This is a genomic window from Alphaproteobacteria bacterium, assembly GCA_016699735.1.
GTDB lineage: Bacteria > Pseudomonadota > Alphaproteobacteria > Micavibrionales > Micavibrionaceae > JAGNKE01.
Genome location: CP065008.1, coordinates 1,444,227 through 1,467,836, shown reverse-complemented (window position 1 = coordinate 1,467,836; position 23,610 = coordinate 1,444,227). Strand labels below are relative to the sequence as shown.

At 53.1% G+C, this 23,610-nt stretch carries 25 protein-coding genes and 1 pseudogene; 18 read left to right on the top strand and 8 right to left on the bottom strand.

Annotated features, from left to right (window positions below):
• The first annotated feature begins 122 nt into the window (after nucleotides 1-122).
• The 9 genes from IPN28_07145 to IPN28_07105 all read left to right on the top strand — a co-directional run bounded on the left by IPN28_07145 (nucleotide 123) and on the right by IPN28_07105 (nucleotide 8,015).
• Nucleotides 123-971: a GNAT family N-acetyltransferase gene (locus IPN28_07145; GenBank protein ID QQS58562.1), complete on the top strand. Its 849-nt coding sequence runs from the start codon at nucleotides 123-125 to the stop codon at nucleotides 969-971.
• On the top strand, nucleotides 968-1,789 hold the full coding sequence (locus IPN28_07140) for a 1-acyl-sn-glycerol-3-phosphate acyltransferase (GenBank protein ID QQS56083.1): 822 nt from the start codon (nucleotides 968-970) through the stop codon (nucleotides 1,787-1,789). Before IPN28_07145 ends, IPN28_07140 begins: the two co-directional genes overlap by 4 nt.
• The gene (locus IPN28_07135; GenBank protein ID QQS56082.1) at nucleotides 1,770-1,985 is read left to right on the top strand and encodes a DUF3126 family protein; all 216 of its coding nucleotides are present in this window, start codon (nucleotides 1,770-1,772) and stop codon (nucleotides 1,983-1,985) included. The genes IPN28_07140 and IPN28_07135 overlap by 20 nt, the downstream gene beginning before the upstream one ends.
• A 120-nt stretch (nucleotides 1,986-2,105) precedes the next feature.
• The gene (locus IPN28_07130; protein ID QQS56081.1) at nucleotides 2,106-2,573 is read left to right on the top strand and encodes a hypothetical protein; all 468 of its coding nucleotides are present in this window, start codon (nucleotides 2,106-2,108) and stop codon (nucleotides 2,571-2,573) included.
• Nucleotides 2,574-2,600: 27 nt separating this feature from the next.
• Entirely contained in the window at nucleotides 2,601-3,743 is a 1,143-nt protein-coding gene (locus tag IPN28_07125; protein ID QQS56080.1) for a hypothetical protein, read from the top strand.
• Between the two features lie 70 nt (nucleotides 3,744-3,813).
• Nucleotides 3,814-4,695: a hypothetical protein gene (locus IPN28_07120; protein ID QQS56079.1), complete on the top strand. Its 882-nt coding sequence runs from the start codon at nucleotides 3,814-3,816 to the stop codon at nucleotides 4,693-4,695.
• A 131-nt stretch (nucleotides 4,696-4,826) separates the two neighbouring features.
• On the top strand, nucleotides 4,827-6,098 hold the full coding sequence (locus IPN28_07115; GenBank protein ID QQS58561.1) for a 3-deoxy-D-manno-octulosonic acid transferase: 1,272 nt from the start codon (nucleotides 4,827-4,829) through the stop codon (nucleotides 6,096-6,098).
• Between the two features lies 1 nt (nucleotide 6,099).
• Nucleotides 6,100-7,119: a tetraacyldisaccharide 4'-kinase gene (lpxK, locus tag IPN28_07110; GenBank protein ID QQS56078.1), complete on the top strand. Its 1,020-nt coding sequence runs from the start codon at nucleotides 6,100-6,102 to the stop codon at nucleotides 7,117-7,119.
• Nucleotides 7,116-8,015, top strand: a complete 900-nt coding sequence (locus IPN28_07105; protein QQS56077.1) for a lipid A biosynthesis acyltransferase — start codon at nucleotides 7,116-7,118, stop codon at nucleotides 8,013-8,015. The genes lpxK and IPN28_07105 overlap by 4 nt, the downstream gene beginning before the upstream one ends.
• On the opposite strand, the gene IPN28_07100 is transcribed toward IPN28_07105, so the two are convergent.
• Nucleotides 8,000-9,067, bottom strand: a complete 1,068-nt coding sequence (locus tag IPN28_07100) for a hypothetical protein (protein ID QQS56076.1) — start codon at nucleotides 9,065-9,067, stop codon at nucleotides 8,000-8,002. The two genes, IPN28_07105 and IPN28_07100, sit on opposite strands and share 16 nt — an antisense overlap.
• Before the next feature lie 201 nt (nucleotides 9,068-9,268).
• Here IPN28_07100 and IPN28_07095 point away from each other — a divergent pair, with 201 nt between their 5' ends.
• The 5 genes from IPN28_07095 to IPN28_07075 all read left to right on the top strand — a co-directional run bounded on the left by IPN28_07095 (nucleotide 9,269) and on the right by IPN28_07075 (nucleotide 14,652).
• Nucleotides 9,269-10,663 (top strand): 3-deoxy-7-phosphoheptulonate synthase class II, encoded by a 1,395-nt coding sequence (locus IPN28_07095; protein ID QQS56075.1) that lies wholly within the window; start codon nucleotides 9,269-9,271, stop codon nucleotides 10,661-10,663.
• Nucleotides 10,664-10,724: 61 nt separating this feature from the next.
• On the top strand, nucleotides 10,725-12,404 hold the full coding sequence (locus IPN28_07090; GenBank protein QQS56074.1) for an NAD+ synthase: 1,680 nt from the start codon (nucleotides 10,725-10,727) through the stop codon (nucleotides 12,402-12,404).
• Between the two features lie 48 nt (nucleotides 12,405-12,452).
• Nucleotides 12,453-13,787, top strand: coding sequence for a glutamate--tRNA ligase (locus tag IPN28_07085; protein QQS56073.1), 1,335 nt, complete (start codon nucleotides 12,453-12,455; stop codon nucleotides 13,785-13,787).
• Nucleotides 13,788-14,309: a sel1 repeat family protein gene (locus IPN28_07080; GenBank protein ID QQS56072.1), complete on the top strand. Its 522-nt coding sequence runs from the start codon at nucleotides 13,788-13,790 to the stop codon at nucleotides 14,307-14,309.
• 7 nt (nucleotides 14,310-14,316) lie between these two features.
• Nucleotides 14,317-14,652, top strand: a complete 336-nt coding sequence (locus tag IPN28_07075) for a hypothetical protein (GenBank protein QQS56071.1) — start codon at nucleotides 14,317-14,319, stop codon at nucleotides 14,650-14,652.
• Nucleotides 14,653-14,738: 86 nt separating this feature from the next.
• On the opposite strand, the gene IPN28_07070 is transcribed toward IPN28_07075, so the two are convergent.
• The gene (locus IPN28_07070; GenBank protein ID QQS56070.1) at nucleotides 14,739-14,975 is read right to left on the bottom strand and encodes a hypothetical protein; all 237 of its coding nucleotides are present in this window, start codon (nucleotides 14,973-14,975) and stop codon (nucleotides 14,739-14,741) included.
• 169 nt (nucleotides 14,976-15,144) lie between these two features.
• Here IPN28_07070 and IPN28_07065 point away from each other — a divergent pair, with 169 nt between their 5' ends.
• Entirely contained in the window at nucleotides 15,145-15,870 is a 726-nt protein-coding gene (locus tag IPN28_07065; protein QQS56069.1) for an RNA methyltransferase, read from the top strand.
• A gap of 55 nt (nucleotides 15,871-15,925) precedes the next feature.
• Here IPN28_07065 and rpsD read toward each other — a convergent pair whose 3' ends face one another.
• Together rpsD and IPN28_07055 are read right to left on the bottom strand one after the other, a co-directional pair.
• Nucleotides 15,926-16,543 carry a 30S ribosomal protein S4 gene (rpsD, locus tag IPN28_07060; protein ID QQS56068.1) on the bottom strand — a complete coding sequence of 206 codons (618 nt, stop codon included), beginning with the start codon at nucleotides 16,541-16,543 and terminating at the stop codon, nucleotides 15,926-15,928.
• A 162-nt stretch (nucleotides 16,544-16,705) separates the two neighbouring features.
• Nucleotides 16,706-17,896: an acyltransferase gene (locus IPN28_07055; protein QQS56067.1), complete on the bottom strand. Its 1,191-nt coding sequence runs from the start codon at nucleotides 17,894-17,896 to the stop codon at nucleotides 16,706-16,708.
• Between the two features lie 114 nt (nucleotides 17,897-18,010).
• Here IPN28_07055 and IPN28_07050 point away from each other — a divergent pair.
• Nucleotides 18,011-18,645, top strand: a pseudogene (locus IPN28_07050) (carbonic anhydrase).
• A 6-nt stretch (nucleotides 18,646-18,651) separates the two neighbouring features.
• On the opposite strand, the gene IPN28_07045 reads toward IPN28_07050, so the two are convergent.
• The 4 genes from IPN28_07045 to IPN28_07030 all read right to left on the bottom strand — a co-directional run bounded on the left by IPN28_07045 (nucleotide 18,652) and on the right by IPN28_07030 (nucleotide 21,213).
• Nucleotides 18,652-19,230, bottom strand: coding sequence for a MarR family transcriptional regulator (locus IPN28_07045; protein ID QQS56066.1), 579 nt, complete (start codon nucleotides 19,228-19,230; stop codon nucleotides 18,652-18,654).
• A 90-nt stretch (nucleotides 19,231-19,320) separates the two neighbouring features.
• Complete coding sequence (locus IPN28_07040; GenBank protein QQS56065.1) at nucleotides 19,321-19,563, bottom strand: thioredoxin family protein; 243 nt, start codon at nucleotides 19,561-19,563, stop codon at nucleotides 19,321-19,323.
• 92 nt (nucleotides 19,564-19,655) lie between these two features.
• Entirely contained in the window at nucleotides 19,656-20,687 is a 1,032-nt protein-coding gene (locus IPN28_07035; protein QQS56064.1) for a hypothetical protein, read from the bottom strand.
• Between the two features lie 97 nt (nucleotides 20,688-20,784).
• Nucleotides 20,785-21,213: an Rrf2 family transcriptional regulator gene (locus tag IPN28_07030; GenBank protein QQS56063.1), complete on the bottom strand. Its 429-nt coding sequence runs from the start codon at nucleotides 21,211-21,213 to the stop codon at nucleotides 20,785-20,787.
• A gap of 126 nt (nucleotides 21,214-21,339) precedes the next feature.
• On the opposite strand from IPN28_07030, the gene IPN28_07025 reads away from it, so the two are divergent.
• Both IPN28_07025 and IPN28_07020 read left to right on the top strand, forming a co-directional pair.
• Complete coding sequence (locus IPN28_07025) at nucleotides 21,340-23,217, top strand: SLC13 family permease (GenBank protein QQS56062.1); 1,878 nt, start codon at nucleotides 21,340-21,342, stop codon at nucleotides 23,215-23,217.
• 96 nt (nucleotides 23,218-23,313) lie between these two features.
• Nucleotides 23,314-23,529 carry a hypothetical protein gene (locus IPN28_07020; protein ID QQS56061.1) on the top strand — a complete coding sequence of 72 codons (216 nt, stop codon included), beginning with the start codon at nucleotides 23,314-23,316 and terminating at the stop codon, nucleotides 23,527-23,529.
• Nucleotides 23,530-23,610 lie beyond the last annotated feature (81 nt).

Below are 23,610 nucleotides of genomic sequence, written 5' to 3'. Positions count from 1 at the left end.
AATCCGCTTGACCCCCCGCCTCTTTTCTTTAGGATAAATTTTTTTGGAGTCAGTAGGCATAGTCTTCAGGGGTTTATCCAGAAATCCTGAAGCCGTGCACCGGAACCCCCTGTATGAGATTGATGACCGCAGCCGATCCTGACATTTTGCCTCCCTCAGAAATAGATCCGGCGTTTGCATATGTAAGGCTGGCTAAAACACCTGCCGAAATCGAAGAGGCACAGCGCCTGCGCTATCAGGTTTTTTATGAGGAATTCAAGGCCAAACCCTCTCAGGCCATGCAGGTTCAAAAACGCGATTTTGACGATTTCGATAAAATCGCCGATCATCTGATTGTCCTTTTCCGTAACCCTGAATCGAGCCGAGAACAGATCGTGGGCACCTACCGCCTGATCCGGCAGGAAATAGCGGAAAAATTCGGACGCTTTTATTCTCAGGACGAATACGACATCGCCCCCCTGATCCGTTCAGGCCAATATCTGCTAGAGCTTGGCCGCTCCTGCGTCCTGGCCCCCTTCCGCACCAAGCCGATCCTCAATCTTCTGTGGCAGGGGATTGCCGATTACATCACGGGTCACAAGATAGAACTACTTTTCGGCTGCGCCAGTTTTTCGGGAACGGACATCAAGGCGCTCGCGCCGCAGCTCTCCTACCTGCATCATTATCACCCGACGCAGAAGGATATTTGCCCGGTCGCCCTGCCCGACCGCTATGTGGAAATGAACATCCTGCCCCGCGAAGCCTTTAATGAAAAACGCACCTTCGTCACCCTCCCGCCCCTCATAAAGGGGTATCTGCGCCTGGGGGCAACCATCGGCGCAGGGGCAGTAATAGACGAACAATTCAACACGACGGATGTCTGCATCGTGGTCCAGACCTCCCTGATGACCGAGCGGTACCGCAAATATTTCGAGCGCAAAATCCAGAAAACCATGCCCGGCACATCCGGTCAGGACTCAAACGGCGAATGAGAACGCTCATCGCGATCATCAAGCTTTCGATCTTCGCCCTACTGGTCATCATCGTCAGCCCGTTACAACTCCTCATACTCGCCGTTCATAGAGGAAAGGGGGCTTACCTTGTGCCTTGTCTTTGGCATAAGGCCATCTGCGCCGTTCTGCGGATCCGCGTGCAGGTCATCGGCAAGCCGCAAACAGACGCACAAACCTTTTTCGTCAGCAATCACCTCTCCTATCTCGATATCCCGGCCATCGGTAGCCTCCTGAAGGCCTCCTTCGTGGCAAAAAAGGATGTCGAATCCTGGCCGGTCTTCGGCTTCCTCTCAAAGCTTCAGCAAACCGCCTTCATCAGCCGTTCCCGTGAGGACGCACAAAAGGAAAAAAGCGCTCTCGATAAGATGCTCACCGATGGCAAAAGCCTGATTCTCTTCCCCGAAGGCACCTCGACGGACGGACGCGCGGTCCTGCCCTTCAAATCCAGTCTGTTTGCGATTGCGCTCAAGGACGAGGCGCAGAATCTGATGATACAGCCCTTTACAATTACCATGCTCACCGTAAACAGAAAACCGCCGCAAACGCAGGATGAACGCGATATCTACGCCTGGCACATCAATATGGACACCCCCCTGCCCGATCATCTCTGGCGATTCGCCAAAAGCCGCGGAGCCGTCATCGGCCTGCACTTTCAAGAACCTGTGCGGGCAAAAGACTACAAGGACAGAAAAACACTTGCCAACCACTGTCATGACCTCGTATCCAAGGGGCTGAAACCGAGAGATCAAGAATCAACGAACGCGCCAGAGGACAAACATGCACTTCACATCCGATGAACTCAGAAAGCTGGAAAACTATCTGGCAAAAAAGCTGAAACTTTCAGGAATCACCCTCAAGAAACGCGAAAGAACGCAGGATTCCGTAGAGGTTTTGATGGACGGGGAATTTATTGGCACAATCTACAAGGATATGGATGACGGGGAAACCTCCTACGACCTCAACATCGCGATTCTCGAAATAGACCTCAAATAAACTGCCGAAAAAACTCAATAAAATCAGGGTTTGGAAGGAAATTGCTACGATTTTTTTCTTTGCCCCCTGCCCCTAAGGTTTGTTAAAATGTTCCCACCGCGTATTTTCGGGGTTTTAGCCATGAATATGGGCCGCTTTATTGGTGCCTTACTTGTTATTGTTTTCGGTGTTTTTGGCTCACAAAAAGCGCAAGCTTTGGAGATTCTTGATTTCGATAAGCCGATCCCCCCCACAGCCCAGCTGCTGATTTCTGATTTTGTGACAGCGAATCTTCACATGAATATGGAAAATTATCAGGCTGCGGAAATGGACTTGAATCGTGACAGCCTGAGCGAGTACATCTTGCGCCAGAAAAAATGTTATGGAGACGAAAAACTCTGTACGTTTCTGATATTGGCGGAAAGCCGCGGAAATATTGTGCTTTTAGGGAAGTTTAGCGCACGGAACCTCGCCTTGGGCAATTCATACTCGTTCGGGGTACAGGATATTCTTGCATTTCAGAGCAACAACAACGATTATGGATATGATATCTTTGTTTGGGATCCGCCCACAAAAATGTATATACTGAAGAAGCAAACTGCAGGCTAGACGATGCTCCGCACTTCAAAGAAACATATGCCCCCTTTTTTTGCGGCTTTCATGCTGTTTTTGATTGTTATATCGCTTCCCTCGAAATCCTTTGCTGCAGCGTGTACTCCGGGGATTCCCTGCACCGGATACGATGTCAACACGGATACAACGGCCGGAACTGACCCCGGTATGAACGGCCCCAAAACAGGTCGTGCCGCCCCACATACCGGCGGTATGTGCGATGGAAACTTCATGAACCAGATTTACGCCAAGGCCTATATGGAGGCCAGCCGTGAGGTGATTATCAACGAACAGCTGATCCACAAGCCAGACAGCGTTCTGGAATATACCTGCTTCGACCAGTTTATTGCTCTAACTGCCCACAACGCCGGAATGATCTTTAGCGAGGCGGATACTTTTGACAGTCGTGAGGTTGACCTGTGTACAGGGGATGACAGTTGCGGCACCAACACGACAACCTACACCGTTAATTATGATGATGACCACCTAGATAATGTGTTGGACACTCTTCTTCTTGATACGCTTGAGGATTATATTACAAACAATTTCGATCACACATTCCTTGGTGGGGAAAGCGCTATCGACAATACCCTTGATTACAGCGCGATTGGCGCGAACAGTTACGATTGCAGTCATATGCAGGCGGTTTGGGATATTGCGAAGTGTCGGGATTTCGGAGAGGACGATCAGTTTATCAATTTCGAGGACCTTTCAACGCAGGATCCGCGGATTTTGCTTCAGGAATGTTCCCCCGGCATGACCCCCGGCGCGGGATCCAACTCACCGATGCCCATAACAGAAAATCCGAGATGCCCTGCGGCCGGCGGCGGTCCTTTTGCAAGCACGAATGTCACGAACGATATTATTAGGGTTGCAAATAACTGTGATTTTCTGTTTGCCGTGTATGACGGTATGATTTTGTATTTTGAGCTTTTAATGGCACCTAACTCAACCGTGGGATCGGTGACTTATAACTGCTCTGAGCCTATACCGACCGGCTTGACGGTTACTATGCGTACCCATGATTATTACGATTGGGATATGACAACCTATAGCGCCCCTCACTTTGTCACAGCTACGGATGCTACACATGAAGATAAATTCTGTCCGAATCCAGGTTGCTGGTATGATTATACTGCGGATACTTGTGAGCCGCCTCCGCCTTAAGAATTTGGTGTGTTATTTGCGAAAAAGCGCAGTTTTTGTGTAGAATATGGGAGTTAGAAGGAAAAAAGAAATGAGCAAGACAGTTTTAAGTGATTTTTATTGTTCCAAGCTGCTATTCGTCTTTGTGCTTTGCGCTGCTGCTTTCGTACATCCAGCCTTTGTGAAAAGAGCTTTTGCAGGTGCTCCCCCTGCTATTGCCTCCACGCCGTGTGACTCAACTTACTATCAAACTTTGTCCGCGCGGGCATGGTTGGAAGCTCAAAGGGAGATAACACAAAACCAGAATTTAATACTCAAGCCGGATAGCGTACTTGAATATACCTGTTTCGATATGTTTTTGGCGGAGCTTGCCGATCACGCCGATGAGATGTTCAGCGAAACCAGCCAGTTTGGAGCCCCCCTATCTACTACCAGTATGGATAATGCGCTCGAAAATCTTGTTGGGACATCCCTTCGTAACTTTGTCAGCGCCAACTTTGGTTATTACGATATGCTCGGTGGACACAGCGCCGGTGTCGGGATTAATCATACAATTCCAAGCCCTATCGCAGGGGGAACCTACACGTGTGACATGATGAACCAAGTCTGGTTGGCTGCTAAGTGTATCAACTTTGCCTCCAACCCTGCAGAAGACGGGTTTTACACCTTCCAGGAATACAGTACGCAGCCGGACAAGCGCTATCTTCCAACCCGGAACTGTGCAGCCGCCCCATGGGCCGCCAATATATCTACGGCTCTGACTTCTCCACCTTGGACTCCGGATCCTATGCAAACTTACTTGGCTTTTATCGATCCTAATAACTGTGCTGCGGGGAATGCGAGTAATATTGCTATCCCTACCGGTGTAGCTGTAACCCGCACGGCTGTGGCTCCTACCAGCTATAATGAGCACGTTTGCATTATCCCCGGTTGCCGTTATGACCCTGCCGCTCCTGGCTGTCGTCCGAACTAGGTTAGCCGCCTTTTCTGTGACCTTTTTATTTTTACCTGTTTGTTGATAACGGGTTTGGTTGTTTTGTTGTGAGCCTGTATTTTTTTACTTTTAATCTTTTAACTCGTCATTCTGACTACTTTTTTCTTCGTCTGCTTGATAATCGTCTTAGAAAAGGCAAGGAGCTCCCCGAACGCATCCATGAAAAGCAGGGTATTTCGAAGCTCGACCGCCCCCCTGGCCAACTCGTCTGGCTCCACGCCGCCAGCATAGGAGAGGCGCAATCGGCCCTGATCCTCATCGACAGGCTGAACGAACGCACACCCGATCTGAATATCCTTGTTACAACCGGAACCGTGACCTCCGCCCGCGTTTTGGAAAACAAGCTGCCCAAAAACGCTATCCATCAATTCTACCCTCTGGACCACCCTGAATGGGTAACCTCTTTTCTCGACAACTGGTCGCCCGATCTTGTGCTGTGGCTGGAATCCGAACTCTGGCCCAATATGCTGCATGAAGTCCGTGAACGCAGGATCCCCGCCGCCCTGATCAACGCCCGGATATCCCCACGCTCCTATCGCCTGTGGCGTATGGCCAGACCGCTAGCCAGACAGGCTCTGGACACGTTCGAGATCTTTCTCGCGCAGACGGCGGAGGACGCAGAGCGCCTGAAAAACCTCGGCGCAAAAAACATCACGGTCACGGACAACCTGAAATACAGCGCGAAGCCCCTGACCTGCGACCCGGACCAGCGCGAAACGCTCCAAAAAGAAATCGGCAAACGCCCCCTGTGGCTCTTCGCCAGCACCCACAAGGGCGAGGAGGAAATGGCCACCCGCCTGCATATCATTCTGAAAAGGCACCTGCCGGGACTCCTGACAATCATCGTCCCCCGCCATCCCGAACGCCGGGATGACATCAAAACGGCTCTGGCGGATTACGATGTGGCCGTCAGCTTCCGCGGAGAAAAGAAGCACCCACCCAACCCACAGGACGATCTCTACATCGCCGATACGCTGGGCGAACTGGGCTTGTTCTACAGCCTCTGCCCACTGGCCTGCATCGGACGGTCCTTCAGCGACGATGGCGGCGGCGGCCATAACCCGCTGGAAGCCGCGCAACGGGGCTGCGCCGTTCTGCATGGTCCCAACATCCAGAACCTCCGGCAAATCTATGATGAAATGGATGGGTATGGCGCAGCCTTACGCGTCGCGCACGAAAGCGCGATGACGGGAACGCTGCTCGACCTGCTCAAAAACCCGTCACGCATAAAAGCCCTGCAGGAAAAAGGGCTGCAGTTTTCCAAGGAAAAGGCAGGGGTCATCGAAAAGGTCATGAGCACTCTTGAGCCGCTGCTCCAAAAAACCGGAATCGGCACTGAGGAAGATGAAGATTTCCCGGAACCCAAAAGAACCTGCGGCTGAGATGCCTCTCAAAACCCCCGCTTTCTGGTACCGCCCTGCCACAAGCCCCGCTTCGATGGCGGAAATTGCGCTGACACCCTTAACGTGGCTCTACGAAGCCGGACGGAAAATCAGAAACAGCGGAATCAAAACCGAAAAAGCGAATATCCCCGTCCTCTGCGTCGGCAATATCGTCAGCGGCGGCAGCGGAAAAACCCCGGCTGTAAGCGCATTAAGAGAACTATTGCGTGCGAATAATCTGTCAAAAACCCCCTTCATCCTCTCCCGCGGCTACGGAGGTGCGCTTCCCGGCCCGGTTTTAGTCGATCACGACACACACAGATTTTCTGAAGTCGGCGACGAGCCCCTGCTGCTGGCGAAAGAAGGACAGGTAATTATCAGCCGCAGCCGCCCGGAAGGTGCCAAAATCGCCGAACGCTGCGGCGCAGACCTGATCCTGATGGATGACGGTTTTCAAAATCCGTCATTGAAGAAAAACGTCTCCTTTCTGGTTATCGATGGACCAGGTGGACTGGGTAACGGAAAGCTCCTTCCTGCAGGGCCGCTGCGTGAACCGCTGAACGAAGCTCTGGAGCGAACCGATGCAATTATCCTGATTGGCGAAGATCAGCGCAGCATAACCAATAAAATCCCCGCGCACATTCCCGTCTTCGGCGCCTCTATAAAACCGCGATTGATCCCGGATTCCCAGAAAAACTATATCGCCTTTGCCGGTCTGGGCCGCCCGGAAAAATTCAAAAAAACGCTGGAGGATTGTGGCCTGAAACTGGCTGCTTTTCATGCCTTTGCCGACCACCATCCTTACACGGAGGGCGAGATGCAAAAACTTTTGCAGGAAGCCAATTTGAAAAAGGCCGTTCTCATCACCACGGAAAAGGACTGGGTACGCATCCCTGAAATCAGACGCAGCCAAATTCAAACCCTGCAGATTACGCTGGAATGGAGCGCCCCCGAACGCCTGACAGATTTTCTCAGCAAGGCACTGGAAAATATCAAAAGCAAAAAAGCGGCAGCGCCATGAAAAAACTGCGCTATGCCCTCGAAGCCGCTCTGCTGTTCCTTCTCTTCGGAATTTTCAGGATTCTGGGACCGGAAAAGGCGTCGGCCATCGGCGGCTGGATCGGGCGCACCGTTGGCCCGCGCCTCGCCGCCTCCCGCAAGGCCCGCAAGAATATCGAACGCGCCTTCCCCGAAATCTCGACAGCCAGACAAAACGAAATCCTCAAAGGAATGTGGGACAATCTGGGCCGCGTCATCGCCGAATACCCTCATCTGGAGCGCCTGAGCCGGGATTATACGATCATCACGGGCAAGGAAAATCTCGAAAGACTTTTTCAATCCGGCAGCCCCGCCGTTTTTTTCGGCGCTCATTTGGGAAATTGGGAAATCAACTGCCCGGCCTTTTATACCCAGTTCAACAAGGAAATCGACCTGACCTACCGCGAACCCAACAACCCCTGGACGGCTTCTTTGCTCAACAAGGCGAGAAGTCTCGGCGGACGTCTAAAGGGGTTCCGCAAGGCCGCGGAAAGCGGCCGCCCGATCATCGCCAGTCTGCGCTCAGGGCGCTATCTGGGCATCCTGATCGACCAGAAGTACAATGAGGGTATATCCGTCCCTTTCTTCGGCCATCCCGCCATGACCAACCCGATTTTCGTCCAGTTGGCTCAGCGGTTCGAATGCCCGCTGATTCCCGCAAAAATCGTGCGAAAGATGGGCTGCCGCTTCGAAGGCACGATTGAACCGCCTCTGAAAACGCACGACGACAACGGACAGCCCCTACCTGTTGAAAACGTCATCGCGCAGGCGCATGAAATCATCGAAGGATGGATCAGGGAAAATCCCGAACAATGGCTCTGGCTGCATCGAAGATGGCCCGACGCGCCCAAAGATCATGAATCTCAGCAGGACTCTTGATTCCGATACACAGCGTTTCCACTTTCGAAATCCAGCTCGACCGCCGCCCGAATGGACTCATAAGGCCTTTGCGCCAGCGCCTTTCCGGCCCGCGTTAAAAATCCGCCGCGGCAGATCGTATCAAAAAACTCCAGCACATCCGAGGGTCGCGCCGCCCCTTCTCCACGCTCCTGTTTGAACTGGATCGTCTCACACTGGGTACGCTCATAGGACACGCCCGCAGAACTCATGATATCCGCCTCGTGCAGGTACATCGCCAGAAGAGTCAGGTCTTTACGGTTCCGCAAAAAGGCGAACACCTGCCCCGCGCTGTGTTCGGATTTCCCGGAAAATTCCGAAAAATGATGATGGTAGGCGGCCTTCAGCTGGCTGAGCGGACAGGACGGATTGTCCGGTCGGCTGGCATCGGTACACAAAACCATCGTTCGCAGGTAGGAGAGCGCCCCTTCGCTCATCCCCGCCGCCGTCAGATAAGGCTCGGCAAGAGCGCAGGACCGTTGTTCCAGACGCCCCGGCTCGTACTGCCCACTGGCAATGTTGCTCGACCCGTCATGCCCCAGATCGTGGATGCAGGCGGCGATCATCAGCAAGACGGCTTGTTCCTTCGAAAGACCCGGCTGCGCCGGACCGGAAAGCGTCCGGTCCGTGACGATCAAGCGAATCGCGTGATAAAGGACTTTACGGAAATGGGCGGTGTTATGGTACGACAGTGTATGTGGGATTTCACCCAGAACGCTGGCCACCAGTAGGGGCCGGACGAGGATTTCATCCTCTCCCTCGAATCCAAGCTTCTCAAGCGCCAAAAACGCAAGGCCGCTCAAAGTATAATCGCCCCCCGCATCGACAAGCGTATCCGTGGCAAAAATATCTTCTCCGGGCTTTTTTAGATTTTTCAGGGAGTCTTCAAGGAGATCGAAACTCTTCAGCACCGCATTGTGAGAAAGACCTTGTTCGGTTTGAGTGACGGACGCAAGAACAGGGCCGAGAGCTGAAAACGCCCCCGCCCAGCACGAAATCGAAGAAGCCGGATAGTCCTGTTTCAAAACACTCACGCCCGAAGAGTTCATAATAAGGATAAAAAATGAAATTGTTAAAATGCCTCAATAAGTTATACCGCCAACCCCTGAAAAAAGTCTGAAGAATGCGCCTAAGAGGCCCGATTTGGTGTTTTTTTTCTTAAAGAATTGCTAAAACAGGGCGATTTATGCATAACTTCCTTTCCAAATCTGCGAATGAGTGCAAAGGAGCACCGAATGTCGAAAACCTGGACCCCGCAATCATGGAGAGAAAAGCCCGTCAAGCAGCTTCCCGTCTATAAGGACGAGGTGGCGCTCAAGGCTGCCGAGCGCGAAATCGCCGCGATGCCGCCTCTCGTTTTTGCCGGGGAAGCCCGCGACCTGATGAAAAAGCTGGGGCAGGTCTCGGCAGGACAGGGGTTCCTCCTGCAGGGCGGCGACTGCGCCGAAAGTTTTGCCGAATTCAACGCCAATAAAATCCGCGACTCCTTCCGCGTCCTGCTGCAGATGGCCGTGATCCTGACCTATTCCGGCTCCCTGCCCGTCGTAAAGGTGGGCCGCATGGCCGGACAATATGCCAAACCGCGCTCCGAGGATATGGAAACAAAAGACGGGATGACTCTTCCAAGCTACCGGGGTGACAACATCAACGCGTTCGATTTTACCCCTGAAGCCCGCGAACCCGACCCTCAGCGCATGGTCAAGGGATACAATCAGGCTGCCGCGACCCTCAACCTCCTGCGCGCCTTTGCCTCGGGCGGGTATGCCGACCTCAACAAGGTTCACCAGTGGAACCTCGGTTTCGTGGAAAACAGTCCGCTCGGCGAACGCTATCAGGATCTCGCGGACCGCATCGACGATGCCCTGCGTTTCATGGCCGCCTGCGGCATCACCGCCGATGTCGTCCCCTCGATCCGCGAGACCAGCTTCTATACCTCGCACGAAGCCCTGCTTCTTCCATACGAGGAAGCCATGACCCGCACCGACAGCCTCACGGGCGACTGGTACGACACCTCCGCCCACTTCGTCTGGATCGGCGCCCGGACTCATCAGGAAGACCACGCCCAGATCGAATTCGTGCGCGGCATCAAGAACCCGATTGGCCTGAAATGCTCCCCGGCGCTCCAGCCGGACGAACTGATCCGCCTGATCGATGCGCTGAACCCCGAAAACATTCCCGGCCGCCTGACGCTGATCGCCCGCATGGGTTACCGGCAGGTGGAGGACAAACTGGCCCCGCTCGTCAAAAAGGTGAAGCAGGAAGGCCGCGCCGTCGTCTGGTCCTGCGACCCGATGCACGGCAATACGATCAAATCGAATAGTGGCTACAAGACCCGCCCCTTCGATCATATCCTTGCCGAAGTGCGCGGATTCTTTTCGGTCCACAGAACAGAAGGCACCCACCCCGGCGGCATCCATATCGAAATGACCGGGCAGAACGTGACCGAATGTGTCGGCGGCGCCGAAGCGATCGGAGACGAAGATCTCTCCAACCGCTACCACACGCACTGCGATCCGCGCCTGAACGCCAATCAGGCGCTGGAACTGGCGTTCCTGATCTCCGATGAATTGAAGGCTATCCGGTCCAGAAACCCGGACCTGCGGAGCCTGAACCCGGCAGCGGCAGAATAAGGGGTTTGCAGGAAAATCTGTTTGCGCTAGGCTTGGGGAACTTTTGGGACAGGCTTGAAACATGACCTCTTCGTTTCCCCTCCGCATCGGCATGGCGCAAATCAACCCGGTTCTGGGCGATCTCACGGGCAACACGAAAAAAATTCTGGCCGCGTGGGATCGTTTTGACTCAAACGCCGATCTGGTGGTTTTCCCTGAAATGGTCACCTGCGGCTATCCGCCCGAAGACCTCGTGCTGAAACCTGTTTTTCTTGAAAAAATAGAGCAACAGGTGGAAGACATTCTCGCCGCCAGTAAGGAAAAAAAATCCGCTGCGATTATTTCCACTCCGTGGAGGATGCAAGGCGACCGCTATAACGCCGCCCTGCTGATCGCCGAGGGAAAAATTCTCGCAGCGGTCCTGAAGCACGAACTCCCCAACTACGGCGTCTTCGACGAGCAGCGCCTGTTTAAGGCCGGACCTCTGCCAGAGCCTGTCACCTTCAGGGGCATAAAGCTCGGCCTCATGACCTGCGAGGATATGTGGTTCGCCCGCTGCGCGAAAAACCTCAAGGAAAAGGGCGCACAAATCCTGATCGTCCCCAACGGCAGCCCTTTCTCACAAAGGCACCTCTCCCGCAGACTCCTGCAGGCTCATCGCCGTGTCCGCGAAACCGGCCTGCCGCTAGTCTATGTCAATCAGGTCGGCGGTCAGGATGAACTGGTGTTCGACGGCGCCTCCTTCGCCTTGAACGATAAGGGCGAATGTGTCCACCGCTCCCCCGCCTTCACCGAAAGCCTCGATCTTCTCGCGCCGGAGATATGGGCAAAAGCGGGCGAAAGCCTGAAACATCTCTCCGAAGACTCCCTGCCCCGCTGCGGCCTCGGCGATGTGTACGGTGCCCTGATGCTCGGCCTGCGCGATTATATCGCCAAGAACGGCTTCCCCGGCGTGATCCTCGGTCTTTCGGGCGGGATCGACAGCGCGATCAGCGCCATGATCGCCGCCGATGCCCTCGGCCCGGACAAGGTGCGCGGCGTCATGATGCCCTCGCGCTACACCTCGCAGGAAAGCCTCGACGATGCCGCCGCGATGGCAAAAAATCTGAGCATCCGTCTGGACAATATCTCCATCGAAAAACCCTTTGCCGCGTTTCAGGATGTGCTGACCTCTTACTTTGATAAAAGCACCCCCGCAACGACCCATGAAAATATCCAGCCCCGTGCGCGCGGCCTGATCCTCATGGCGCTTTCGAACGCCACGGGTGCCATGGTGCTTTCGACCGGAAACAAATCCGAAATGGCTGTCGGCTACGCCACTTTGTACGGCGATATGTGCGGCGGATTCAACGTCCTGAAAGACCTTTATAAAATGGAGGTCTACGCCCTCTCCCGCTGGCGCAACGAAAACATCCCATTGGGCAGCCTCGCCCCCGAAGGCGCGAAAATCCCGGAAAACATCTTCACCAAGGCGCCCACCGCCGAACTCAAGGACAACCAGACCGATCAGGACACCCTCCCCCCCTACAAGGAACTCGACGATATCCTCGAAGGCCTGATCGAGAACGAGCAAGGCGTGGCCGAAATCGCCGCCCGCGGCCACGCCCCGGAAACCGTGCTGAAAGTCTGGACAATGCTGGACCGCGCCGAATACAAGCGCCGTCAGGCTCCGCCGGGGGTCAAGATATCCTCCCGCGCCTTTGGCCGCGACCGCCGCTACCCCATCACCAACCATTTCCTTAAAACCATTGAAAAAGCCTGAACTTCCGGCTATTGAGGAAGACCGAAGCGGAAGCAGGAAAGCTATAAAATGACCATCAGAGTAAGATTCGCCCCCTCGCCCACCGGAATGCTGCATATCGGCAATGCCCGCACGGCGCTGATTACTTGGCTTTACGCCCGCTCCAGGAATGGCCATTTCCTGCTCCGCATCGACGATACCGACCTCGAACGCTCCAAGAAGGAATACGAGGACGCGATTGAGGACGGGCTGAAATGGCTCGGCATAAACTGGGACGACAAAACCCGCCAGCAAGACCGCCTTGAGTATTACAACCTCAAGATCGAGCAACTCAAAGCCTCCGGCCGCCTCTACCCGTGCTATGAAACCTCCGAGGAACTGGAACTCAAACGCAAGAGCCAGCTCGCCCGCAAACTCCCGCCCCTTTATGACCGCGAGGCGCTGAAACTCACCGACGAGCAAAAAAAAGCCTTCGAGGCGCAGGGCCGCAAGCCCCACTGGCGCTTTAAAATGAACCACGCCCCCATCCGCTGGGACGACGAGGTGCGCGGCCCCGTGCATTTCGAGGGCGGCGATATGTCCGACCCCGTGCTGATCCGCGAGGATGGCAGCCCGCTGTATCACCTTTGTTCGGTGATCGACGATATCGACTACAAAATGACCCATATCGTGCGCGGCGAGGATCATGTGACGAATACCGCGATGCACGTCCAGATGTTCGAGGCGCTGGGCGCAAAGCCCCCAAGCTTCGCCCACCTGCCCCTGCTTTCGGACGCGCAGGGCGGCAAGCTTTCCAAACGCCTCGGCGCATTGAACCTCAAGGAATTGCGTGATCAGGAAGGGCTGGAACCCATGGCGGTGGTCAGCCTGCTGGCCCGCCTCGGCACCTCCGACCCCATCGAGCCCTTCACCGAGATGAAAGACGTGATCGGCCATTTCGATATCGCCAAATTCGGCCGCGGCACTCCGAAATTCGATCAGGAGGAACTCACCCGCCTGAACGCGAAAATCCTGCATCATATGTCCTACACACAGATAAAACCCCGTCTTGCCCAGATCGGCCTCACGGAAATGAGCGAAAGCTTCTGGGAAATCGTGCGCCCCAACCTCGAAAAGCTGGAGGACGCGAAGGAATGGTGGCGCGTCGCCAACGGCCCGGTCGAACCCGTGATCGAAGATCAGGCCTTTATCACCGAAGCCGCGAAACTTCTCCCAGCAAGCCCTTGGACCCGCGACACATGGGGCGTCTGGGTCGATGCCGTAAAAATCCAGACGGGCCGTAAGGGCAAGCAGCTTTTCATGCCCCTCCGCAAAGCTTTAACAGGCATGGAACACGGCCCCGAGCTCGCCGACCTCCTCCTGCTCATCGGCCCGGAAAAAACGCGCAAACGCCTCGGGGCTTAGATGCCGCGTAAAAAATTTACCGAAGCCGAAATAGAGGAGCGCATCGAAGCCATAAAGTGGCGCATAAAAGACGCAGAATCTGGTAATCCTTGCGCACAAAATCTGCTGGGCGCGGCTTTAGCAACAGGTGGACAATATGTCGTTCAACAGGACGAGGAAGGCGCGGTCTACTGGTACGTGCAAGCCGTAAAAAACGGCAATATTGACGCCAAATGGAACGTGGCAACAATGATTAAAAATGGCGAAGGCGGCCTGAAACCGAACATTCCGTATGCGCTCATGCTGATGGATCTGGCAGTAAGAGAGGGAGAGACCACCGCGGGTCTTTTTTTATCCGATATCTATAGGAACGGCCGTTGCGGAGTGGAAATTGACCACGCCAAAAGCGAAATGTATCGCAAAATGCATGAGGACTGGCGGGGAAAAGAAAGAGAGGATTTGGGCCAGCCCGTCGATATCGAAAAAGACCTCGGTCTTGTTTTAAAGAGACCCGTCGTTCGATTTAAAGATCATCCTGGGTAAGACAGCAATGGAACAAGAAAACGCTTTTAAAAAAGTCATTTTCGGTATGCTTGCAAGTATTCTGTTTATAGTAGTTTTAATATTTGTTTGGACTCTGATTTCTGGTGCGCCAATACAAGACTTTTTTACGAATCCTGAGAGGATGCCTATCGTAATATTCTTCGGGAGCTTTCTTCCACTACTTGCTTTACTTCATCCGCATGGTTGGATTTTTATACCAGCCTTTCTTTTACTCATATATCTAGAGTGTAGGTTTCTGGGCAAAAAATACCTGCATTTTTCGGTGTTTATTAGCTACAGCATATGGATGATGTTTGGATTGTGGATAGCAACAACTGCGTAGGTCACAACAAAACAAGCCCCCGTATCGATCCGGGGGCTTGTCAGAAACACTGAGAAAGAAAAGACCAATAAGTGCTAACGCAGAACTTAGTGGGAACGGTTCTTCAACGTAAACAGGAATTTTTCCAGCTTTTTGGCATCGTTATTCGTCGCCTCGGGCCACAGCAACTCAACCGTGTTGTAGAACGCCTGACGGCCTTCGACGAACAAGTGGTCGCACAAGAGAACCTTTCTCTTGGGGCTGAGTGACGCAAATTCTTCAATGATGCTGAAAGGCTTTTCCGCGCTTTCAACGATTTCCCGTAATCCGCTTCTCATGAGCATTTTTTTATCCCCCTAACGAATCGATAAGTCCACACGCCGTGTATTCTAGCGGATTCCATATATACAGAGATTCCCGAAAGCAGTAAAGCTTTGTTGAAAAATGCAAAATAATCAATAGGATAGCAATTTACGATTTTTTCACCTTTTTAAGGTTTTTGAGGAAAACCCTATGGTTTGCATGATTCTGGTCCAGCCCCAGATGGGCGAGAATATCGGTGCGGCGGCCCGTTCCATGCTGAATTTCGGCCTCGCGGAGCTGCGCCTCGTCGCCCCCCGCGACGGCTGGCCCAATGAAAAGGCCGACACCATGTCCGCCGGCGCCCTCGCCGCCATGCCCCCCGTCAGGGTGTTTGACACGTTGCAGGACGCCGTCGCCGATCTGCATTTCGTTCTGGGCACCACCGCCCGCCCCCGTGACATGGTCAAACCCGTCTTCACTCCGCAGCAGGCGGTGGCCGAAGCCGCCGCCCGTGAGCAATCCGGCCAGAAAGCCGGCTTTCTGTTCGGCGCCGAGCGCATGGGCCTGCTCAATGACGATATCGCCCTGTGCCAGGGGGTGGTGAATATTCCCGTCAACCCGGACTTCACCTCCCTGAACATCGCCACCGCCGTGCTGGTGATGGCCTATGAGTGGTCGCGCCTGCACCTCGCCCCGCCCGCCTCCGGCCTGCACCGCAAAGACAGCCTTCCGGCAGAGCAGGTAGGGATTGAAGGGTTCCTCGCCCGCCTCATCCTCGAACTGGAGGAAAAGCATTTCTTCCGCTCCGGCGAAGTCGCCCCCTACATGAAGCGCAATCTGCGGAACCTCTTTGTCCGCGCCGATATCACGGAACAGGAACTGCGGACCCTTCACGGCGTCCTCTCCGCCCTTCTCGGCAAAAACACTGAGCCTTAGGATAAAAAAAGCCGCCCGATAAAGGCGGCTTTTTGAATTAGGTTTTTTGAAATTCTTAGCGCGAGTAAAACTCGACCACCAGATTCGGCTCGATCTGCACCGGATACGGCACATCTTCCAGCTTCGGAACACGCAGATAAGTAGCTTTCAGCGCCTTCTTGTCGCAATCGATGTAATCCGGCACGTCGCGCTCGGGCGTCTCGATGGCCACCATGATCAGCGGCATTTTCTTGGATTTTTCGCGGATCTCGACCACATCGCCCTCTTTCACGAGGTAGGACGGGATGTTAATAACCTTGCCGTTCACGGTCACGTGGCGGTGATTCACCAGCTGGCGGGCCGAAAACACCGTCGGCGCAAAACAGGCGCGGTAAACAATCGCATCCAGACGGCTTTCCAGCAGTCCGATGAGGTTTTGGCTGGTATCGCCCTTCATGCGGGACGCTTCCTGGAAATAGCGGCGGAACTGGCGCTCCCCGATATTACCGTAATAGCCCTTCAGTCGCTGCTTGGCGGAAAGCTGAACGCCATAGCCTGTAGGCTTGCCGCGCTGGGCGCCGTGCATCCCGGGTCCGGTCTGGCGTTTATTATAGGGAGACTTCGGACGCCCCCAGAGGTTGACGCCAAGACGGCGGTCGATTTTGTGCTTGGAACTGAGTCTTTTTCCACTCATGATTATAGCCTTTCTTATGTTGTCCCGGCAGTCCGTAAAGGTTTGAATCAGAATATATATCTTGGTTCAACGGGAGGCCAAAGGCCTCCACTTTCCCGGGAATGCCGCGATTTATAAAGATTTTTGGGAAAATGTCAAATCTTTGCTGCCCCAATACTGCAATTAAGCCCCGTTGGCTTCGGAATACCGGGCATAGACGTCCTTGAGCCTCAGGAAAGGCTTCTCGAAGAACCGGAAGCTGAGCCATGCGACAATAAAGCTCAAGGGTGCGCCAGTCGCAAGAAGAGCCGCATGAATGAAAGTAAATCCCTGGTGATTCATTATCTCCTGCTGCACGATCACGCACATGATCAGCCAGTGATACACATACATCCCGTAACTGACCTTTCCGACCTCCCTGAGGAACGAGAGCCGGAAAAAGCGCCGGATGAAATGCCCCTCGTCGGCCGTCACGACCCAGCCTAGAAACGATGCAAAAAACAGAGAGACTGGAAAAATCCCAAACATTAGTACCTCGCGGTCACGTCCCCAGAGATTGCCGTTCAGGAGCGCAAGGAGACAAACCGCAGCCAAAGAAACCGCCATCCCCCTAGCAAAAATGACGTTCAAACGCCGGGGATCGTCTTGTCTGGAAAGCAAATAAACTAGCCCTGCACCGAGCAAAAGGCCATCCAACCGGGACGGAGTAATCGAGAACGCCATATTCAGTTGCCATTTGGCTGCTAGGTAAAACCTAAACAAAAAGGATAGAAATATCAGAACAAAGAGGACAGGCTCAACTATCCCGCGCCGATATGCCCAAACGAACACTACTGGCCAAAAAATATAAAACTGCTCTTCGATGGCCAGAGACCAAAAATGCTCGAAGTAGAGGATGTAGTCGTAACCGAAAACCGAAAACCAGTTCTGCAGGTAAAGAAAATAAAGGCTAAATCGAAGTGTGAATGTGGTTCCGTAAAACAATACGAACAATAAAAAAGAGAAAATCAGCACGGCGTAGTAAAGCGGAAAAATCCGCAAGGTTCTGCGGATATAGAAGTTCCTGAAACACTTTTGCTGATCGGCAGTATCCATCAGGATGCCTGTGATCAGAAACCCCGAAATGACGAAAAAAAGATCGACCCCGCACCAGCCGATCATCGTGAATTCATAGTAAAACCGTCCGGCATCCCAAATCGTCGCCGCGTCGGCCGCTACCCTGTCTGGTCCGGCCATCAAGGCGCTATGAAAATAAATCACGATCATTACGGCAAGCGCCCGCAGCCCGTCAATCTCAGGATAATAGCGACCGACAACCAACGGGCTTTTTGTTACAGTTTTAGAATCCGGCTTGCTCATCATTCTAATATGCACTCTGCGCCTCCCCCTGCAATCGCAAATTTCTAAAAAACCCCGCAAAACGAATTGCCTAAAGCCCCTCTAAACCCTATAAAAAGCAACCGTTAGTCAGACAAGGAGTTAATACTCATGGCGGAAGTCAAAGCTCTTCTGGAAGGTTACCGGGAATTTTACCGTAAATACTACACTTCCGGCGATACGCTCTACGGCGATCTGACCCGGCAGGGCCAATCGCCGAAAACCCTGATCATCGCCTGCAGCGATTCACGCGTTGATCCCTCGATCATCACCGAGGCCCGGCCGGCGATATTTTTGTGATCCGCAACGTCGCCAACCTTGTGCCGCCTTATCAGGCTGGTGATTCAGGACTGCACGGGGTCAGCGCGGCTCTGGAGTTCGCGGTTCGCATCCTGGAGGTCAGACATATCGTCGTTCTCGGCCATACCCATTGCGCAGGCGTTAAAACGCTGCTGGAATCGGACGATATGGATAACACCGACTTTATCGGAAGCTGGGTCAAGATCGCAGCAAAGGCGCGGGAAAAAGTCCTCACCGAGCCGGGAACGGAGTCTCCGCAGCATCGCTGCGAAAAGGAATGCATCCTGCACTCCCTAAGAAACCTCACCGGATTTCCGTGGATTAAAGAGAGAATAGAGTCGAAAGTCTTAAAACTTCACGGCTGGTATTTTTCCATCGAGGACGGAAAATTGCAGGAATATAACCCGCAACGCGGGCTTTTTACGTCTATTTCCACAGGAACATAAAAGCCCTCAATGAACCGCCCCCTGTGCCCGATGCTCGGGACAGTTGATCCGCAGCGCAGATACTATTAAGGGCGCCTGCATGAGACGGCAGAAATACCGAACGCCGTGCTCATTTTTTCCTAGACGCGTACAGGTCAGGCACATACGGTTATGGGGAATCAGCCCCTGCTCTTCCATAATCCGGATCAGGTTGAGCAACGCTTCCCACAGCGAATCCTTCTGATCGTTGTCAAGGAACGTGAGTGTTTTCCGTAACGGAAGATCGTACGTTCCCGCAGACTCGATCAGCTTACCACCTTTAGGAGTAAGCTGAATCGAGTAGGTGCGGCCGTCCTTGTTATTGGCTTGCTTTCGTATGAGTTTTTTGGAATCGAGGACACGCACCGCCTCACTGACCGTTGGCTTGGAAATCCCGAGATTTTTGGCAAGCGTTGAGACTGTATATGCTTCCTCAAGGCGAATAAAACTGAGGATGCGTATCTGTAAAGGCGTCAATCCATGAACGTGGCTCTGCTGCTGTAAAAGCGACAGGGTGGCGGTCTGAATGCGCTCCAGTCCGGCAAGGATTTTGGCATCGATCTGCATGGACACTCAAACAAAGATGCGGGCAAAGATGCGGGCAAAGATGCGGGCAAAGATGCGGGAACACGGATATTCCCGCACCTTCTGAATTTATCAGCCTTTCTTGACATCCTCAAGACTGGCGCCAAAATTGATGTGCAGCACCTTGCCATCAATGACGAGCGCGGGCACGGATTTGACCCCGGCCTTTTCCGCCTCGGCAATTCTGTTCTTGGCGTTGCCGAAATGCACGACCTCCAGAGTGCAGGCTTTCTTGTCGATAATGTCTAGCACTTCCTGCTCAGCAGAAACACAGACCGGGCAACCCGCATGATAAAAGACGGCTTTCTTTGGCATAATGAATTCTCCTTAATAGTTAGGGTTACTAACAATATAGCCAATAAAAACAGCAAGTCAATTCTGCAAATAATTATTGGGCTCACATGAAATTAAAACGAGGTGTAGAAAATCACGAAGCATCCAGCGCCGAGCAGGGCAACGACAAGCAAAAGCGCATAGATATTGCTTCGGAGCAAACGATCGAAGCTCTCGGCTTTAGCGCGCGCCGATGTGCGGACGACGTGCCAAAGCGTCACGATGATAAAGAGGTATGCGAGGAGATAAACTTTATCGGTCAGCAGAAGATAATCGACGTCGGGCAGCGAACTCGTCGAGGTAAGTTGCAAAGCAACGAGTGTCAAAAGCGCCGTAATGACAACGCCCAGGCGCCCCTCGACATAGACCGGATGAACGAAAAAGACCATGGCCGTGCAAACCAGAATGAGAAGGATGGGAAGAAAAATCTTGACGGCCATGGAGATCTGCGGCCGCTCCAGAGGAACCGTGAAATAGGCCCGCGAATACTGCGTACCGCCATCGAAATTCAGATCCCCGAAGGTCGTATCGTAAAAAAACATACCCATTGTGAGGGCCGGCGTGCCGACCTCAAACCCCGGAACGTTGATGTCCTTGTTGATGGTGATCGGAGAAGCCGTCGTTTTATCGGGCGTATAGACCAGCGCATCAGAACCGTAGACACTGTCCTCTACGAGAATAAAGAGTTTCTGCTTGTCGAACGGGTATTGTTGCAACGGAAACTTGGAGCTGAATTTCCCGCGCTCACGTATGATCATGTAAAGGGAACCATCCGGCATTTTCTGCGGCTCTTCATAAAGGCTGGTCCGCACATGGTTTTCCGGCTCGAACGAATTCATAAACTCGACGCTTTTTGCGGGGTTCATCTCGGGGTTTTTCCAGCGGAACCAGACATAAAAATCGAGCCGGTAGCTGTGGGTTTTGAGATCGATTTCCTGAATATCGTTGACATGGATGCCGATAGTGACCCGCTCCGGCTCTTTTGCAGGAGGCTGAGCCTCCTGTGCAAAGACGGAAAACGAAAGCCCTGCACAAAGGACTACAACCGCGAGGAGCAGCACGGAGGCATTAGATATAACGTCGGATACGTCCCTTATGAGCCTCATTGATGACCATCGTATTCACAAATAAAAACAATTTGCCAATCATAGTTCAATATCGTTTGTAACAATGCAAAAAATCTTCCGATGGCAACTTTATAAGCTACTTTTTGGAAGTCGTCCCAAACCCTGCAAGATCCTTGAGCGTACGCCTATCCAGAACGGCGGACAAAGCCTTGCGCGAATCCATCATCATCTTACGGATCGCGCATAAATCCTCATCTTCGCAATCCTCGCAGCGGCGGTAACCGGTCAGGCTGGCGCACAAGAGTGGCGCGATCGGCCCGTCCATCATACGGATGATATCGCCCGCCGTAACATCTTCCGGCTTTTGAGCCAGAAGATAACCGCCAGAAGGGCCGCGGCGGCTAGAGACGATTTTTCTGTTCTTTAATTCGGCTAGAATAGTTTCCAGAAACTTAAGAGGAATGCATCCCTCCTCCGCGATCTTCTGCGCGGGCATCATCTGCCGGGGATTGCGTGCCAGAATCGCTAAAGCCTTCAAGGCATATTTTGCTCTATTGGTAATCATTCTTATTTCCCACTATTTCTATAGGATAAATGGATTATTGCTGGAAGAACAGAAAATTCTATGCTATGGTGCCACCGAAAGTCAGAGACACGAAAAGTAATAGTCACAGCAAGGAGTCCGCAGAATATGCTTGCCTCTTTTAACATCGTGTTCGCGTTTTTTGTTCTGATTGGGTTGTTCGTCGCATTTGTGCGTGAAAAAAACCCTCCGCATATCATAGCTTTGATCGGCATGGGGATCTTTTTGCTGACAGGCGCTATCAGCACCCAGGATATGCTCGATGTGTTTTCCAACAGTGCCCCCATAACCATCGCGTGTATGTTTATTCTCAGCGCTTCTCTGGACAAAACAGGAGTTGTCGATGCGCTCGGCCGCAAGTTGATTGATCTCGCTGGAAAAAGCCAGACGCAAGCCTTGGTCGCTCTGATCGTCTCGGTTGTACTCCTCTCAGCTTTCATGAATAACACCCCGGTAGTGGTAATCCTGACCCCCATCGTCATTGCACTGGCCAATCATCTCAAACATTACCCCTCCAAATACCTGATCCCCCTCTCCTATGCCACAATTCTGGGGGGCACCTGCACATTAATCGGTACATCGACCAACATACTTGTAGACGGCATTGCACAGAAAAACGGCCTGGAGCCGTTCGGAATATTTGAAATCACGCTTCCGGGAATATGCTTTGCCGCCGCCGGCTTGGTGTTTATGGCCACATGGGGTCGGCGCCTTCTGCCTGAGAGAATGCCCCCCAAGGATGAACTGGAGGATGCGGCCTCCCGCAAACGCTTTCTTTCGGAGGCCATCATCACCGCCAACTCCCCACTCGTCGGCAAAACCCTCAACGAGGTACAGTTCACCGACAGCGAAAGTTATGAAATCATCGACTTGGTTCGCCGCGACTATGGGAACAGGCTGGGAATACACGAAGCGATTTCTGCAATTATCACAACACTACGAAATCCATCTGATACCGGGGAACCAGACAAACCCAAACGTATTTCGCCCCTGCGCGACATTCCACTTCTGGCCGGGGACCGCTTGGTCTTCAAGGCCGACCGTGAGGAACTGATTGAGTTAAAAAAGCATATCGGTGTTGCCTTTACGACTGAACAGGTGAGCGTTTCTGAAGCCCTTCCCTCTCAACATGTCATCGTAGTCGAAGGCGTTCTGGCGCCTAATTCCGATATGGTCGGACAAAAAATCCGTAATCTGCGCCTACGCCGCCGCTACGGCTGCTTCGTGATCGGGGTCCACCGGAAAGACAGCAATATCACCGGCGCTATTGGCGATACCATCCTGATGGAAAACGACACACTGATCCTTGAGGGGCCGGAGGAGGAATTGACCAAGCTTTTCGAAAACGAGGAGATTCTGAGCGCGTCCCAGATGCGCCAGCGGAAACTGGACCCGCACCGCGCCGCCATCGCGATTGGCACGCTGGTTATGGTCATTGTCCTGAGTACATTCGAAATCATGCCGATAGCGGGCCTGTCTTTTCTAGGAGCACTGGTGGTTATGATCACGGGCTGCATAACCCATGAGCAAGCTTTTAAAACCATCGACTGGCGCATCCTTCTGCTCATTTTCGGAATGCTGGGGGTGGGAACGGCGCTGGAGAATACCGGGGCGATGAAACTTGTGGTCGATACCACGGTCGATATAGTCCGTCCCCTCGGACCGATCGCCATAATTTCCATGATCTACCTGCTCTGCTCCGTCGTGACTGAAGTCGTGACCAACAACGCGGTCGCCGTCCTGATGACTCCCATCGCCATCGGTCTGGCGATTTCCCTGGGCTATGATCCTCGCCCTTTTGTGGCCGCCGTGATGTTCGGTGCCTCGGCCAGCTTCGCCACGCCCATCGGATACCAGACCAATACCTTCGTCTATTCAGCAGGAGGATACAAATTCAAGGATTTCATGAAGGTCGGCATCCCCATGAACCTGATCATGTGGGCCGTCGCCACGGCCGTGATCCCGCTTTACTGGGGGGTGAGATAAGCACGACCGCCTTCATCCTCTCCTGATAGGCTCAGACTTGCAGTTAAGAGTCGCTGCGAGGGCGGAGTCTTTGGAAACGCACAAGCGGCGAACCGTATGGGAATAGAGGGCGGGATTTTCGATCTTATCCTTGCGAAGTTGTCACCGCTGCGAATCGCCTTTGAAAAAATACTCTACTACTTGCGAGGGAGGGTGGTTCCTAACCGCTTGATCGATTTAGGGGAAAAAATTTTCTTTCCCGCTCAAGAGTTTTTAGCGGATAAATTTGTACGGATTATGAACGGAGAGTGTCTTTATTTCCGCTCTCCCTAAAGTTGAAATTTTACGACCCGTCAGAGTGGCGGGCTTATTTTATTATTGAGCCTGTTTTTGACGGAATTTGATAAGGAGAAT